The sequence below is a fragment of the Archaeoglobus fulgidus DSM 4304 genome (assembly GCF_000008665.1).
GTDB classification, from domain to species: domain Archaea; phylum Halobacteriota; class Archaeoglobi; order Archaeoglobales; family Archaeoglobaceae; genus Archaeoglobus; species Archaeoglobus fulgidus.
On record NC_000917.1, the window covers coordinates 552,851 to 567,974 of the forward strand.

At 45.1% G+C, this 15,124-nt stretch carries 18 protein-coding genes and 1 tRNA gene; 4 read left to right on the top strand and 15 right to left on the bottom strand.

Annotated elements, in window-relative coordinates:
* Positions 1-57: 57 nt before the first annotated feature.
* The 5 genes from AF_RS13870 to AF_RS13440 form a co-directional block, all read right to left on the bottom strand.
* Positions 58-447 (bottom strand): GtrA family protein, encoded by a 390-nt coding sequence (locus AF_RS13870; protein WP_010878119.1) that lies wholly within the window; start codon positions 445-447, stop codon positions 58-60.
* Positions 444-2,045, bottom strand: a complete 1,602-nt coding sequence (locus AF_RS03135; RefSeq protein ID WP_010878120.1) for an ArnT family glycosyltransferase — start codon at positions 2,043-2,045, stop codon at positions 444-446. Before AF_RS03135 ends, AF_RS13870 begins: the two co-directional genes overlap by 4 nt.
* A gap of 23 nt (positions 2,046-2,068) precedes the next feature.
* Positions 2,069-3,145, bottom strand: a complete 1,077-nt coding sequence (locus AF_RS03140) for a glycosyltransferase family 4 protein (RefSeq protein ID WP_010878121.1) — start codon at positions 3,143-3,145, stop codon at positions 2,069-2,071.
* Between the two features lie 106 nt (positions 3,146-3,251).
* Positions 3,252-3,542 (bottom strand): type II toxin-antitoxin system VapC family toxin, encoded by a 291-nt coding sequence (locus AF_RS03145; RefSeq protein WP_010878122.1) that lies wholly within the window; start codon positions 3,540-3,542, stop codon positions 3,252-3,254.
* An 89-nt stretch (positions 3,543-3,631) separates the two neighbouring features.
* Positions 3,632-3,787 (bottom strand): ribbon-helix-helix domain-containing protein, encoded by a 156-nt coding sequence (locus AF_RS13440; protein ID WP_244372801.1) that lies wholly within the window; start codon positions 3,785-3,787, stop codon positions 3,632-3,634.
* 144 nt (positions 3,788-3,931) lie between these two features.
* On the opposite strand from AF_RS13440, the gene AF_RS03155 reads away from it, so the two are divergent.
* Entirely contained in the window at positions 3,932-4,825 is an 894-nt protein-coding gene (locus tag AF_RS03155) for a glycosyltransferase family 2 protein (protein WP_010878124.1), read from the top strand.
* A 265-nt stretch (positions 4,826-5,090) separates the two neighbouring features.
* Here the strand turns inward: AF_RS03155 and AF_RS03160 are convergent.
* The 3 genes from AF_RS03160 to srp54 form a co-directional block, all read right to left on the bottom strand.
* Positions 5,091-5,163, bottom strand: a tRNA-Gln gene (locus AF_RS03160).
* A 39-nt stretch (positions 5,164-5,202) separates the two neighbouring features.
* Positions 5,203-5,820 (bottom strand): ribonuclease HII, encoded by a 618-nt coding sequence (rnhB, locus tag AF_RS03165; RefSeq protein ID WP_010878125.1) that lies wholly within the window; start codon positions 5,818-5,820, stop codon positions 5,203-5,205.
* Complete coding sequence (srp54, locus tag AF_RS03170) at positions 5,820-7,121, bottom strand: signal recognition particle protein SRP54 (protein ID WP_010878126.1); 1,302 nt, start codon at positions 7,119-7,121, stop codon at positions 5,820-5,822. Before srp54 ends, rnhB begins: the two co-directional genes overlap by 1 nt.
* 73 nt (positions 7,122-7,194) lie before the next feature.
* Between srp54 and AF_RS03175 the strand changes: the two genes are divergently transcribed.
* From AF_RS03175 to AF_RS03185, 3 genes are read left to right on the top strand one after another with little or no spacing between them, the layout of a single operon-like run.
* Positions 7,195-8,862, top strand: coding sequence for an ATP-dependent DNA ligase (locus AF_RS03175; RefSeq protein WP_048064635.1), 1,668 nt, complete (start codon positions 7,195-7,197; stop codon positions 8,860-8,862).
* On the top strand, positions 8,859-9,416 hold the full coding sequence (locus tag AF_RS03180; protein ID WP_010878128.1) for a stage II sporulation protein M: 558 nt from the start codon (positions 8,859-8,861) through the stop codon (positions 9,414-9,416). The genes AF_RS03175 and AF_RS03180 overlap by 4 nt, the downstream gene beginning before the upstream one ends.
* The gene (locus tag AF_RS03185; RefSeq protein ID WP_010878129.1) at positions 9,413-10,249 is read left to right on the top strand and encodes a D-aminoacyl-tRNA deacylase; all 837 of its coding nucleotides are present in this window, start codon (positions 9,413-9,415) and stop codon (positions 10,247-10,249) included. Before AF_RS03180 ends, AF_RS03185 begins: the two co-directional genes overlap by 4 nt.
* Here AF_RS03185 and AF_RS03190 read toward each other — a convergent pair.
* The 7 genes from AF_RS03190 to AF_RS03220 all read right to left on the bottom strand — a co-directional run bounded on the left by AF_RS03190 (position 10,241) and on the right by AF_RS03220 (position 15,074).
* Positions 10,241-10,897, bottom strand: a complete 657-nt coding sequence (locus tag AF_RS03190) for a TIGR00266 family protein (protein WP_010878130.1) — start codon at positions 10,895-10,897, stop codon at positions 10,241-10,243. The genes AF_RS03185 and AF_RS03190 overlap by 9 nt on opposite strands.
* A 385-nt stretch (positions 10,898-11,282) precedes the next feature.
* Positions 11,283-12,305, bottom strand: a complete 1,023-nt coding sequence (locus AF_RS03195) for a 4Fe-4S binding protein (RefSeq protein WP_010878131.1) — start codon at positions 12,303-12,305, stop codon at positions 11,283-11,285.
* A gap of 32 nt (positions 12,306-12,337) precedes the next feature.
* A complete protein-coding gene (locus AF_RS03200) occupies positions 12,338-13,318 on the bottom strand; it encodes an isocitrate/isopropylmalate family dehydrogenase (RefSeq protein WP_010878132.1) in 981 nt (326 codons plus the stop codon).
* Positions 13,315-13,800, bottom strand: coding sequence for a 3-isopropylmalate dehydratase small subunit (locus AF_RS03205; protein WP_010878133.1), 486 nt, complete (start codon positions 13,798-13,800; stop codon positions 13,315-13,317). The genes AF_RS03200 and AF_RS03205 overlap by 4 nt, the downstream gene beginning before the upstream one ends.
* A gap of 31 nt (positions 13,801-13,831) precedes the next feature.
* Complete coding sequence (locus AF_RS03210) at positions 13,832-14,425, bottom strand: VIT1/CCC1 transporter family protein (RefSeq protein ID WP_010878134.1); 594 nt, start codon at positions 14,423-14,425, stop codon at positions 13,832-13,834.
* The gene (locus AF_RS03215; RefSeq protein WP_010878135.1) at positions 14,422-14,838 is read right to left on the bottom strand and encodes a hypothetical protein; all 417 of its coding nucleotides are present in this window, start codon (positions 14,836-14,838) and stop codon (positions 14,422-14,424) included. The genes AF_RS03210 and AF_RS03215 overlap by 4 nt, the downstream gene beginning before the upstream one ends.
* Positions 14,839-14,840: 2 nt before the next feature.
* Complete coding sequence (locus tag AF_RS03220; protein ID WP_010878136.1) at positions 14,841-15,074, bottom strand: NifU family protein; 234 nt, start codon at positions 15,072-15,074, stop codon at positions 14,841-14,843.
* Between the last annotated feature and the right edge of the window lie 50 nt (positions 15,075-15,124).

A 15,124-nucleotide genomic window follows, 5' to 3' on the forward strand; every position in this document is an offset into this window, starting at 1 on the left:
CTCTTAGGAACTTCATAGCATCTCCCCCAAATCACTTCCTTTTCTTAATTTTTCGTATCAACGCCAAGTTAGTTTACTCTCCATGATGTAGTTGAAAATAAATGCACATCCAATGCCAACAAAGTTCGAAAAGATATAATATATCTTAAAGAGCTCCGTCAACACGTATAAAATGGATATGTTCACGAAAATACCAGCAACTCTCCAAAGATTGCTCTTTAGAAGTCTGAAAAGAAACAATCTCAAATCAGAGCTTCTTTTATCTCTGAATGTCCAACGATCATTTAATATAAATTGAACTACAATAGCTATCTCTATTGCCAAAATTGAGGAAACGATGTAATAAACTCTGAAATATTCCGTAAAGATGTAAAGAATTAATGTATTTATCAGAGCTCCGAACGCTCCAACAGATGCAAATTTTAGCAATCTTAAGAATTCAATCATGTTCTTTTGTAAATGTAGAGTTTAGAGTTATCTGGGAGATCAAATACCTTAACAACCTCAAAATTGTCTTTTCGCTCGTAGAAGAACTCATATAGCTTCTTTTCTATATCTCCGTAAACTCCTTTGTGTTCCCTTGGTTCTATTAGAATTATGTATGTAATCTTATCGAAATTATGAACAAAGGCCTCATAGCCAATGTAAACTCCATTGTAAATCGCAAATTTATAACCCTCCTTAAGTCTGTAAAAGTTCAGAGATTGCCCGTTGAGATATGGATGATCAGGAAGAACGACGACTATTTTTCCTTCTCCCCCACTCTCTTTAATAGCTTCGAGTAGAGCATATATCTTCCAGTCTTCTTTTTTAGGGTGTTCTGGATTGGGGAGAATTTTATTGTCTATATCTGGCTGCCCGAAAGTTAAAGCGGATATATTCAAAAGACCGAAAAGAAGAATGATGAAAGTGAGAATCGTACTGTATTTTCGATTCGCCAAGCTACTTACAAAAACTCCTATTGAAATTGCAACAAACGGTAAAACGGGCATGATGTACCTCGGATCTTTGTTTGAAAGTAGTGTTAAGATGATGTAAATAAGCGCAATTGGTGTCAAAAGTCCTAAAAAGAGGTATCGGTTGTTTTTATATAGATAGTATATTGAAACGGCAAACAGTATTAAGAACACAGCTCCAACAGCGTCGAGTATTGAATTAGCATAGTATATCCAGCCCTGAATCGTTAGAAATGCAGGGTCTCCTTCTTTTCCACCTATGTTTGCAAAGTAGGTAAGTCGCATAATGACCGTGCTTAAATTTGGAAGGTACCACCAAGCTGCAAAAAGAAATGCAACAAAGAGGGAAATCGCAAAGTTCAACATAGTATTATTTGTTTTCGCAGACTTTTCGTAAAGTTTTAGATGTTTTTTAGAGCAGAATCTTCTGTAACCTACTTTCCACCCATTTTTAACGATCTGGTGACAATATGGGCATCTCATGAAATAATTTACTAAAAACAATGCAAAAATCGAAGGGATGATATATACGAAAGCATTCCACTTTGTTAGCTCAGCTATACCGAAAACTATGCCGAAAAGAACTGAATACTTTAAATTTCTGAAGTCCTCCGATCTCAGATAAAGCAAAATAGCAAAGGCTGTTAGAGACAATAGAGCGAAGTCAATCATATATACTCGCTGAAATTTTATAAGCGCCGGGAAAGCGGAAATGATCACAGCTGATATAACTCCAGCGTTTCTGTCTTTCATAATCTTGGCTATTTGGAAAACTGAATATATTAAAATAAAATAGTAAATTAAATTTGTTAAAATTGCGATATCTTCGGAAAACCCGAACAGAAAGTAAAGTGGTGTAGAAGAGAGATAAAAGAATGGGGGGTAGTAATTGCTAACCTTAACTATTTCGGAAAATTGTAACGACTTTATTAGATTGAAATACACAAACGAGTAAGTTAAATGTAAAGCCGGGTCCCAAGATTGAGGACTGTCATCCCAAGCAATAAAGTACACATTGGTGATCACTACAAAAGTCGTGATTAGCAGAAGAACTAGAAACTCTGAATCTTTGAGGTATTTCACTTCCATAAATTTGCTTGATATATTAGCTATTAAATTTTTGCGGAATAAATCCTTATTAATCTTTCATTAACATCATCCCAATCCAACAATTTCATATCTCCAGCTTTAACATTTGAAACTCTCTCTATCAGTCTTGCAAGCTCCGAAACGTTGATTGGGTAATCGATACCAAAAACGTTCTTGTTATCTATCCACTCACTCAAAGCAGATGTGTTAGCAACAATGCATGGAGTCTTTGCAGCTAGAGCTTCGGCTACAACAATTCCATAAGCTTCGTGCTTAGATAGAAGAACTAGTACATCAGCCTTCGCATACCTATCGATGAGCTCTTTTCTGCTTAAGTCCTGATAAAACCTAATCCTGTCGATAACATCTAACTTCTTCGCCATTTCAACTATCTTCGACTTGTAACTACCTTTACCGACAACCTCAAGCGTGAAGTTATCGGGCAAGTGTTTCAATGATTTCACAACATAATCCAACCCCTTGTACTTCTCAACTCTCCCTACGTAGAGGATAGTTTTCTTCCAACTTTCCTTATTTCTCTTAATTTTTTCAATGTCTTTAAACTCATCTAAATTTATTCCGTTTGGGATTACATACGTTCTATCCTCGGCGACCTTGAAATTTTTCAAAACCAGATTTTTCTCGTAATTGGAAACGCAAACGATTGCGTCGGCTCTCTTAAAGATCTTCCTTCCGAATATCTTGTAAGGTTTATGAAGGACGTTTCTGAAAAAGCTGTGACCGCTCCCGTGATAATGCGGCGTGAAAATCAATTTGTTTTTTCCTTTGGTCAAGGCAGCAAACAGAGCGGGAAACGCGTGGTAGTTGTGGGCGTGAACTACATCGTAGTCCGAGCTATTTTTCTTTAAATAGTCGTAGAGTTCGGGAGAGAAGTAATACGCCTCGGAAGGGGCGAGAGATTTAAACCTTCTCACGGTAAGCCCATCAATTTCTTCAACTTTCGGCAATTTTCCGCCTGGGTCGGTAGTCAGAACCTCAACATCGAACTTCTTTGCTATTCTACTAGCTATTTCGTAAACGTGAGTTTCGACTCCTCCTATGTGGGGATAAAATCTCGGACAAACCTGGGCTATTTTCACATTTTCCCCTTTAATTTCAGATATTAAACTTTGTTGTGGTGGATATTGATATTTTTCAGCAAAAAGATATTAATCTACAAGAACATCAAATTCGCTTATGACCTCCTTAACTAGCATAAAAAGTTTGTCCAGCGTTACAACCCTTAAACCGTTGTTTATTAGCGATTGCAGAAATTAATGTATACACAGCAGGTACTGGCTCTCCAATTTTTAAAAGTTCTGTAGAAATCTTTATTGCCAGCCTGTAGTCAGATTTTGATAGGTATAATACCGTTAGATTGAACTCAAGTGCCTTTGGAAATTCTATAACGTTTAGTATCGTCGTGTATCCGCTCATACTTTCCTTATTTTTGTACAATTCGATCAATTTGTTTGTATCGTAAAGGTTCTTCTCCATTCAATATCCTTCATTTTCTCGTAGCTTTCAACAGCTTTCTCGAAATCCAGTTCTTTAAGGCTATTTCTAAAATCTTCGCCAAGTTCTTCTTAAAGTTCCTTGGAGCCAACCTCAGTCTCGATCTCTTCCAGCTTTTCCAGATACTCAGCTATTGCTTTCCTTACAACTTCACTCCATCTGATTTCACCATATTTTTTCATCTTCCTGTAGAGGTCTTCAGGTAATGATAAGGTTATGTTGGGCATACACATATTTCTCTGTGAATTCAATATTTAAGATTCCCACTTATTTTTTGTCTTCCAACTCAACTTACTCTTCTACTTTCTCCTGCTTTTCTCATTCGACATTAAACAATTTTAAAAACCCTGCCTATTACAAAATTGAAAGCAATGAAAACCTCGGTTATAATTTCCACATACACCAAAGAAAGATATAAAGACGTGCTTAGATGTATTGAATCCGTTAGACATCAGAGTTTAAAACCTTATGAAATTCTACTGATTTTAGATCCTGTAAAAAGCTTAGTTGAGTACTATAAAAATATTGTCCCAAAAGATGTTAGAGTGGTAGTCTCCGACGGTTTTGGCCTTTCGAAGGCAAGAAATAAGGGTGTTTTTGAAGCTAAAGGAGATATTATAGCTTTTATTGATGATGATGCTTGGGCTGATGACTTGTGGTTGGAAAAAATCGTCGAAAATTACTCTGACGAAGGTGTTTACGGTGTTGGTGGCAAGATTATTCCGGTTTTCGAAAACGGAAGACCCAAGTGGCTACCTGAGGAACTGGATTGGATTGTCGGATGCACTTACAAAGGTATGCCCGAGCAAAGGACAAATATAAGAAATCCAATTGGGGCAAACATGAGTTTTCGAAGGGAAGCTTTTGAAATTGCCGGTCCATTTAGATCAGAAATAGGTAGATACGGTAAAAAGCTGTTGAGTGGTGAAGAGGCTGAATTTGCTATGAGATTAAGGAAGATCAAGCCTGATGCTAAAATAATTTATGAACCATCAGCGGTGGTTTACCATAAAGTTCCAAAGAGTAGGGTAAGAATCAGCTATGCAGTAAAAAGAGCGTTCTATGAAGGCTATTCCAAGGCCATTCTTGCGAAAGAATTTCCTCTAGAAATGGAAAGTAAATATTTGAACTTCATCCTCAGATCAATCTTAAGGAAGCTTCTAAGCAAAGGACAACAAATCGAGGCTCTGGTAATGTCTGTGATAGTCATGACTGTCGGAATCGGTAATTTGTATGGAACCTGCAGAATTTTATTGAGAAAGTGATAAAAATACCATTAATTGTGGATTCCAGCCAGGAGGGTTCATGCCTCCAGCAACGGATTCTCATAGCATAACGGACTTTTAGAGGCGCTATCAAAAGTGAACGCTTTTCGCCGAACCCTCCAATCCTGAAAGTATCGCGAAGGCCATTGCCGAGGTTTACCGTAAACAAGGCAAACGCTATTCTCCACCAGAGGGGCTTAAGTGGGAGAACATAACCAGGAAATGGCGTGCTTTGTTGGAGGAATTATTACGCTGATTTTAGACATAGCCCCGCGGGGATTCGAACCCCGGTCGCGGGCTCCAAAGGCCCGCATGATTGACCGCTACACCACGGGGCTTCATAAAGTCTTCGCCATTTGTGGTAATAACGGTTTCGTTTAGAAATCGTCAAGCGTCTTCTGCCTCAGATTTGACACCGTCTTCCAGCGCATTCTCACGCAGCTCGGAATTCTGCCTGAAGCTATCCACTCCTTCAGCACTTCTCTTGTCCTCGGATCGCTCGCATAGCCGCTGCCGAAATCCCCGAATTTTTCTTTCAGCCTCTCAATCTCCCGCTCCCTTTCCACCTTTGCGATGATTGAAGCCGCAGCTACCAGGGGATACTTCTCGTCCGCCTTGTGCTCGGCCACAACTCTCAACCCCGTAATCTCCTCAAGCTCCCTCGAAAGTCTCTCGGGAATCACATCAGGACTGTCAACATAAGCAATTTCCGGCTTCAGCCTGAGAATTATTTCAGCGTAGCACTCCTTCAAAATCTCGTTTATGGTTTTAGCAGCCATCCTTTCGTCGAGATTTTCGGGAGAAACTTTCAAAACCTCCGTTCTGCAGATTTTCCTTATTTCCTCGGCTAGTTCCTCTCTCCTCCCCTGACTTAGCTTTTTGGAGTCTTTCACACCAAGCTTTCTCAGCCTATCCTCATCGCTGCAAGCCACTCCTGCAACAACCAGTGGGCCGATGACGCAGCCCTTTCCAGCCTCATCGATGCCTGCCTTCATCAGAAACCCAGCTTCCCCAGACCCTTTATTGGCAGCTTGTTCTTCTTCATCTTCTTCATAAGGTTCTTCATCGTCTTGTAGTAGTTCAGAAGCTCCTTGACCTCCTGAGGAGAGGTTCCGCTCCCGATTGCTATCCTCCTTATCCTCGAAGAATCGATGATTTTTGGATTCAGCAACTCCTCCTCAGTCATCGAATCCATAATCACTCTGAATTTCTTCATTTTCTCCTGCGTCATCTCCATTACGTCATTATCAACCTTCAATCCCAGGCCAAAGGGGAGCATCTCGAAAATCTTTCTAACCGGCCCCATTTTGTTCATTGCCTCTATCTGCTTGTAAATGTCTTTCAGCGTGAAGGTTCCCTTCAGGAATGCTTCAGGATCTAGCTCCTCCTCGCTTGCAATCCTCTCAATCTTCTCCATTAGCGCCTTGATATCTCCCATTCCAAGCAGTCTCGAAACGAAGCCAGCGGGATCAAAGCGTTCGAAGTCCTCCACCTTCTCTCCCGTTCCTATGAATGCTATCGGTATTCCAATCTGCCTCGCTGCCGACAAAGCACCACCACCCTTCGCCGTTCCATCGAACTTCGTGATGATTATGCCATTGATTCCTATAGCCTCGTGAAACGCCTGAGCTTGCTTGCTTGCAAGCTGGCCTATCGCTGCATCAAGCACGAGCAGCTTGTAGTCCGGCCTCGCAACCTCTGCAATCTTTATCATCTCATCAATCAGCTCATCTTCGAGCGCATGCCTTCCGGCTGTGTCTATGATTATCATGTCGTGGTCTTTGAGCTTTTCCAGCGCGTTTTTGACTATTTTGACCGCATCTTTTTCCCCCTTCTCGCCGTAGAACGTTATTCCGTACTCCTCCGCAAGCTGCCTTAGCTGCTCGTAGGCTGCAGGTCTCCATGTGTCGGCTGCAACAACAGCAACCTTCATCCCCCTGTCTTTGAAGTATTTGGCCATTTTGGCCGTTGTTGTGGTCTTACCGCTCCCCTGAAGACCGACGAGCATAATCTTGGCCTTTTTCAGCGGTATCTCAAGCCCCTCTCCCACTCCCCTGAGCAACTCCTCGTAAACGATTTTGAGAATCTGCTCCTTTGCGTTGAGAGCGGGAAGAACGTCCTCGCTTAGAGCCCTTTTCTTTATCGCATCGCTGATTTCCTTAACCTGCCTGACATTGACATCAGCCTTGATGAGGGCTCTCTGTATCTCCTTAACCATCTCCTCGACGAATTTCTTATCAATGCTCGATGACCCCGCAATTTTCCTTGCAACTTCCTTGAGAGATTCAAGAGCCATTGATATAACTAAGCAGGAAGTATTAAAAGGTTGGCGATAGTATTTTATTGAACCAGGCAGACTAAAATCGATGATGTTGTTTGCCGAGTTTGCCGAGTTCTGCGAAAGGCTCGAAAAAATATCGTCAACACTTGAGCTTACCGCGAGGATAGCTGCGTTTCTTCAAAAAATTGAGGATGAGAGAGACCTTTATGACGTTGTCCTTTTTATCACCGGCAAGGTTTACCCGCCGTGGGATGAGAGGGAGCTTGGTGTCGGGATTGGATTGCTCTACGAGGCTCTTGAAAACGTAAGCGGAGTCAAGAGAAGCGAGATAGAGAGTATGATAAGGGAGTACGGAGACCTCGGTCTCGTTGCGGAGCAGCTGATAAAGAAGAAGAAAATGACAACCCTCGCCTTCGAGGAGCTTACAGTGAGGAAAGTGAGGGAGACCTTCGATGAGATCGCATCTTTGACGGGAGAAGGGAGCATGAAAAGAAAGATTATGCTCCTCACCGGCCTCTACGGTCTCGCAACTCCACTAGAGGCGAGGTACCTTACAAGGCTGATTTTGAATGAGATGCGCCTTGGTGTTGGAGAGGGCATAATGAGGGATGCTATAGCCAGAGCTTTCAGGGCGGATCCGGAAACGGTTGAGAGGGCTTACATGATCACCAACGACCTCGGCAGGGTGGCAGTGGTTGCCAAGAAAGAGGGCGAGGAGGGCTTGAGGAAAATGAAGATAGAGATTCACATTCCGGTCAGAATGATGCTCGCACAGGTTGCTGAGAGCCTCGAAAGCGCAGTTAGAGAGATGAGAACAGCGGCGGTGGAGTGGAAGTTCGACGGGAGCAGAGTTCAGGTTCACTGGGATGGGAGCAGAGTTACAATCTACTCAAGAAGGCTTGAGAACGTTACCAACGCCTTGCCGGACATAGTGGAGGAGATAAAGAAGAGCGTCAAGCCGGGCGTCATTCTTGACGGAGAAGTTATTGCGGTCAAGGAAGGAAAGCCGATGCCGTTTCAACATGTGCTGAGAAGGTTCAGGAGAAAGCACGATGTGGCAAAGATGGTTGAGAAAATACCGCTTGAAGCTCACTTCTTTGACATTCTCTACCACGATGGAGAGTGCATAGACCTTCCGCTGAGGGAGAGGAGAAAGCTACTGGAATCCGCAGTAAATGAGTCGGAGAAAATCAAACTGGCGAAGCAGATAGTTACGGACAGTGTTGATGAGGTAAGAAAGATGTACGATGAGGCTATCAGCGCAGGGCACGAGGGAGTGATGATCAAGCTACCCTCATCCCCCTACATTCCGGGGAAGAGGGGCAAGAACTGGCTTAAGGTCAAGGCGATAATGGAAACTCTCGACCTCGTTGTGGTTGGAGGAGAGTGGGGAGAGGGAAAAAGGAGTCACTGGTTAAGCTCCTTTGAGCTCGCCTGCCTTGATCCGGTAACGGGCAAACTGCTTAAGGTAGGAAGGGTCGCCACGGGCTTCACTGAGGAGGATCTGGAGGAGCTGACAGAGATGTTCAGACCCCTCATCGTCTCGCAGCAGGGGAAGAAGGTGGAGTTCATCCCGAAGTACGTTTTCGAGGTTGCGTATCAGGAGATTCAGAAAAGCCCGAAATACGAGAGCGGTTATGCGCTGAGATTCCCCAGGTTCGTCAGACTGAGGGATGATAAGGATGTTGACGAGGCGGATACGATAGAGAGGGTTGAGAACCTTTATAAGCTACAGTTCGAGGTAAAGAGACAATGAATGACGAGAGAAGGTTCGTAATCGCATCATCTTTGCTCCTCACCATCCTTTTCACAGCATCAGTCTATGCCGGATACACAGCAGGGCAGGATTACCCGATTGAGAAGGAGCTGAAAAGGTTCTTCGAGTACTTAGGAGGATTCTTCGATAATCCGATAATTCTCGCCCTCATCATCTTCGCAAACAACGCTGGCAAATCGCTGATCGCCATGCTTGCCGGCTTCTTCTTCGGCATATTTCCTATTGCATTCGTGATGCTTAACGGTTACATTGTTGGAGTTGTTATTTCGTGGAGAGAGCCTGACTGGGGTCTGGCAAAGGTCGTTCTTGCAATCATACCGCATGGAATCCTCGAAATTCCGGCTATTATTATCGCATGCGCTTACGGGGTGTGGCTGGGATACAGATTCTACTTAGCATTGTTCAGAGGGGAGGAATTCAAGAAGTATCTGCTCAGAGCGGTAAGGGTTTACGTTAAACTGGTTTTACCGATTCTGCTCATCGCGGCCTTTGTTGAAGCTTTTATAACGCCAGTGGTCGTTGGAGCAGCATGAAACTCGTGGTTTGCAGTGAAAGTGACACCGCAGGTCAGAACATCAAAGATAATTTACTCACCTTTGCCGACTTCGAAGAAAAGGATGTGGGGGAGTTCAAACTCTACCTTTCAGACGAGTTTTACATAGCCGAAACAAAGGAGAGGCTCATCTACGCCGACCACATCGACGAAAAACTGGCAAAGTACATCGATTTTGAGGAAATTCTTTTCGCCTCAAGGCACAGCAGCAAGGACGGCAGAAAGATTTTCACCGTACACGTTTCGGGAAATGTCGGGACCGCAGACTTCGGGGGAAAGCCCTACAGCCTTGCAAAGCCATCCCCGCAAACGATGAAGAACTACGTTCTCGCCTTAAGGGAAAGGCTGGACAGAAAGCCGGAATTCGAGTTCACAATGGAGGTCACGCACCACGGCCCATCTGAGATATCCAAGCCTTCGGCGTTCTACGAAATCGGCTCAACTGAGGAGGAATGGAAAGACAGAGAGGCTGCAGAAGTAGTCGCAGAGGCAATGCTGGATGCGATAAGGGCAGAAAAGATGGACTGGAATGTTGCGGTTGGTGTTGGAGGGACGCATTACGCTCCAAGGCAGACCGAAATCATGCTCACCACAACCTTTACCTTCGGTCACAACTTCGCAAAGTACACCTTCGAGCACCTGACAGCCGAATTTCTGGTTAAGGCAGTAAAGCTGAGCGAGGCTGAGTACATTATCATCGACGAGAAGTCCGTGAACTCAGCGGTGAAGAAAATCGTGAATGAAGCTGCAGAGGTTGCGGGTGTTGAAGTTCTGAAGAGCAAAAAAGTAAAGAAGGATTTTCGGTTAGTCTGAGGGCAGAAGCGAGGCCAGCCAGCCAACGTAGTCAGCTACTGACCTCGTCTGAATCCAAACTTTCCCTTTTCCTTTGAAGTCAACAACCAGCCCTTCACCGCTGAGAACCGTGGCCTTAAGCCCACCGACCTTGCTCACTTTGTAATCGAGCGTGGGCTCGAAAGCAACGATGTGGCCAGTGTCAACCCTAAGGTGGCCGTCAACCTGGAGCTCCTCGATGCTTCCGAACGAGGAGAGGAAGAGGTCACCCGTGCCCTCAATTTTAAGAAGAAACAGTCCCTCTCCGGCGAAGAACGTTCTGCCACCTCCCCACTTCGTGTCAACCTCAATGCCATCGCTCGAAGCCAGAAAGGCCCCACTCTGGGCTAAGATTGTTCCGTTCAGCGGTATGTGGATAATATCGCCTTGATAGGTTGGTGCGAGGCCGAGAACGCCCTCCCCTCTGGAAACGAACCGGTTGACGAAAAAGGACTCCCCACCGAGCAGAGACCTCTTTAAACCACCAAGAAGTCCACCCTTCATCTCCGTTTTTAGCTCAACGTCCTTCATGTAAACCATTGCTCCGGTTTCGGCAAGCACCTCCTCTCCTGGCCTAAGCTTAAGCTCCAGCATGCTGTAACTCGGCCTTCCCACTATTCTGTGCTCCATGTGCTCGTTTTTTATTTGAAAATATATAAGTACTTGGAAAGAATTCTGCTAAGGTTACGATGTTTACGTAGATATGCTATATCAAAAGAAGAGAGAAATTGAAGCATACTCTAATGTTGTGGATATCGATTTAATTTTTTATTTTTGGTTTAAGGTCGTAAATATTCAAATTCTTCTTTGAATGCTTCGTATACGAGTTCTGCTCTGCTGCCATTTTTATTGTCTTCGGGGGTCGAATACCAGTTAAATCGAAAATTGGAAAATGGTTTTAGATAAATATTATATTTTTGATAATATTGTTAATGAGACCTACCAAACCTTCTCCAACAGTTTCCGTATTCTCTGCTCTAGGATATTCAAAAACGATATTGCAAACGCTAAAAAATTAAGGAGGAATGTGCTCGGGCGGTCTAATGGCTTTAAGCTTAATCGCCTCCTGCTCGCATCCAACAACGCAGACCCCGCAGCCGAAGCACTTCTCCTCGTCAACCTTCGCAACGTCTTCGAGCGTTATGGCTTCAAAGGGACACCTTTCCTCGCAAACGCCGCAGGCTATGCACATGTCCTCGTCCACATAAGCAAGATACCTGCTCTTCTCCAGCAGGCTTTCAATTGGAACGTTGCCGTATTTTGCAGAGAGGAAGAACTCACAGCAGTCCTCGCAGCAGTTGCAGTTAACCGTCACCCTTCTGTCAACAATCTTGCCGGTGTTGGGCCATGTATGCACTAAACCATCCTCCTCAGCCTTCATTATTATCTCTATTGCTTCATCTGCCGTTATCTCCCTTCCCGAACCTCTCGTGATGACGTACTCTGCCCCTCTACCAAACTGGATGCAGTGCCAGAGTGACATCTCATCCGTATGCTTGCAGCCATCCCCTGCAAGATATGTGACGTTTCTGCAGGAGCACGGCACAACTGCAATCTTCTCCTGAGCTTTTATCATCTCAACGATGTTCTCCTGCGGAAGCACGTCAGGCAGGTCCTTTATCGCCCCGTAAGCCGGAACAACTCTCCAGACCTTGAAGTCTGCCATTGCAAGCAGCTGCCCCATTTTGGCGTGAGCCTCCTTTTCCCCGAACTCCTTCCACATTTTTGCATACTCGGGGTCTTTCATGTGGACAGAAGCGAGAGTGGCATCGTGAAGCTGAACCAGATCCTTGGCAAACCTCCAGTAGTCCCTCTTCTGGAAATCCTTTGGAAAGACGACGCCCTTGAAGAAGAGATTCTCAAGGATTTCCTTAACTCTCTCCGCATCCATTCCAAGCTTCTCAGCAACCTCTTCAGCAGTTCCGGGCAGTGCAGCAGCTACTTTCGCCTCCTCCTCGTTCATCAGATACTCCAGTATCCTCCTGAGCCTTTCCGAGTCGGGAAAGCCCAACCTTGCCATCAATATTTCGTAGCTCATGAAAAAAATTAGTCAAGTTTTACTATTTAAATCTAATCCAAAAGGGATGCAACTTCGTTGGCAAACTCCATAGTTTTGAGGTTACCTCCCAAATCCGGAGTCTTCTTCCCCTCCTTAATGGTCTTCTCAACAGCTTCCTCAACCTTCTTGGCCTCCTCAACATAGCCGAAGTGGCGGAGCATCATGCAGGCTGTGAGAATCATGGCAGTTGGATTTGCAATTCCCTTTCCAGCGATGTCGAAGGCAGCACCATGTACCGGCTCGAAAATGGCCGTCCTCTCCCCAACATTGGCTGAGGGGGCAAGACCAAGTCCTCCAACGAGGCCTGCAGCTAAGTCAGAGACGATATCACCAAACATGTTTGTCGTAACGATTACATCGAAGCGGAAGGGGTCCATAACGAGGTACATGCAAGCTGCATCGATGTAGTAGTCATTGTACTGAATTTCGGGATAATCTTTCGCAACTTCTCTGCACACATCCCTAAATAGCCCGCATGTTTTCTTCATAACATTGGCTTTGTGCAGGGCTGTAACCTTCTTCCTGCCCTCCCTTTTAGCCAGCTCAAAAGCATACCTCGCAATTCTCTCGGAAGCCTCTCTCGTAATCACTCTGATGGCTTCAGTAACGTCCCCGAAGCCGAACTCGAAGCCCATGTAAAGGCACTCTGTGTTTTCCCTCACCACAACAATGTCTAAGCCGGGATAGAGGCATTCAATGCCCTCAATTGCCTTCGCTGGCCTGACGTTGGCAAAGGTTCCGAGCTCCCTTCTCAGCCTCACTATGACATCTGCCGCCGTTTCCCCGGCGGCACCGAAAAGCACCGCATCGCTCTTCCTGCAAGCTTCCAGCGTCTCATCAGGCAGAGCTTTTCCGTACTTCTCCAGAGCCTCATCTCCAGCATCGTAGTAGCTGTATTCAAAGGGCAGGTCGAGCTTCTCGAGAATTAGCATCGCAGCCTCCATAACCTCCTTGCCTATGCCGTCTCCGGGGATTACCACAATTTTCTTCATGCCCTCTCCCTCAAACTCTTTGCAAACTCAACCAGCCCGCCCTTTTCCAGAATCTCCTTCAGGAAATCGGGCAGTGGGTTGATTGGATACTCCTCACCCTTTGTTTTGTTGTAAATCACGCCCTTCTCGTAATCAACTTCCAGCTCGTCTCCGTCTTCAATCTTGTCCGTCTCCTTGCACTCAAGAACTCTCAGACCGATGTTGATGGCATTCCTGAAGAAAATTCTGGCGTAGGATTTTGCAATGACAGCCTCAATTCCCGTAGCCTTCAAAGCGAGAGGGGCGTGCTCTCTGCTGCTCCCACAGCCGAAATTCTCTCCAGCAACAACGAAATCTCCCTTCTTAACCTCCTTGGCGAATTCGGGGCGAAGATTCTCAAAAACATGCTTTGCGAGCTCCTCAGGCTCATTGATTACCAGATACTTTCCCTGTATGATGACGTCCGTGTCTATGTCATCTCCGAACTTCCAGGCTCTTCCCATGAGCTAAGTAGGGGCGGAATTAAAAAAGGTTTCAGATGAAGTGGCTGGGGCTGAGAATTGTTACTATCACAGCAGTCACAACACCGGCGAGAAACATCCTGAAACCACTCACGAACACGTTGAACTTTGCCGACTTCCCCATTACCGCTCCGAGAATGAAGAGACTAGCGAATCCTATCGCAACAGCCATTACGAAGGCTTCCTCAAGCGGGAGGAAAGCATAAGGAATTAATGGCAGGATTGCGCCGATAATTGGAGCTATTCCATGGATGATCGATGAAACGTAAGCCGCAAAGCGATGGGCTCGGTCAATTGTTGATTCTCTTGAGTTCACGAGCAGAGCTTTCTCTTTTTGATCCTTCATTATCTTCTGCTCTATCCTCTCCGCCTCGAACGCGCCCCATGAACTCGAAATGCCCAGCGCCAAAGCAGTTGCAACACCAGCCGTGATAACCAACCTTGCCGAAATCTCGCCAGAAAGGTGAGAACCAATTATGAGACCCAGAATTGTCAAAACGCCATCAAAAAACCCTATGATAAAGTAACGCCTCGAAACCGAGGCGATATCGGTCATTTCGCTGTAAAGCTTAATTCTCTCCCTGATCTCCTGGAGTTTAATCTTCATCGAACCTGGTCTAAAATCTCGTCAATATCAAGATTCATTGAAGTCAACATTTTTTTTGCTCGTGTGTAAGAAACGGGGTCAAATTCCTCATTTTTTGCCTTTCTGACGAGTGACTCAAATTCCTTTTCGCCCAGCGTCTCCTTTAAAAGCTCGACGAAGTCGTACTTTCCGAGAACCTCAACGCTCTGATGCGACACAAAGGAGTGGGAGTTAAAAATCATTGCCTTGTGCTTCCAGCACTTCTCACATTCAGAGACGAGAATTTTCTCGGAATCCCTGGTAAACCAGAACCTCTGGTACATCACTCCTCCGCACTCGCAAAATCCACCGAAAAGCTGCTCTTCCACTTCTTCTCCACTAACTCCGACTCCGTCTATTATGAGCTTTTTAAGAGGCTCTACCAGCTTTATCATAATCAGACTGGCACGACCTTCTTTACTTCAGGAACCTTGGCTCTGAGGTATCTCTCGACGAAGGAGGTCAGTGTAATCATCGACATCGGGCAACCACCGCATGCGCCAAGAAGCTGAACTTTGACGGTTCCAGAACCTTCATCAACGTCGACGACCGCTATGTTTCCCCCATCCCTCATCAAGGCCGGTCTTATGTCTTTTTCAACAACTTCTTCAACTTTCTCTCTTAACGACATAAAATCTCTTCCCTTGACGGAAATAATAAGCTTTTTGGTTTGAAAGAGGA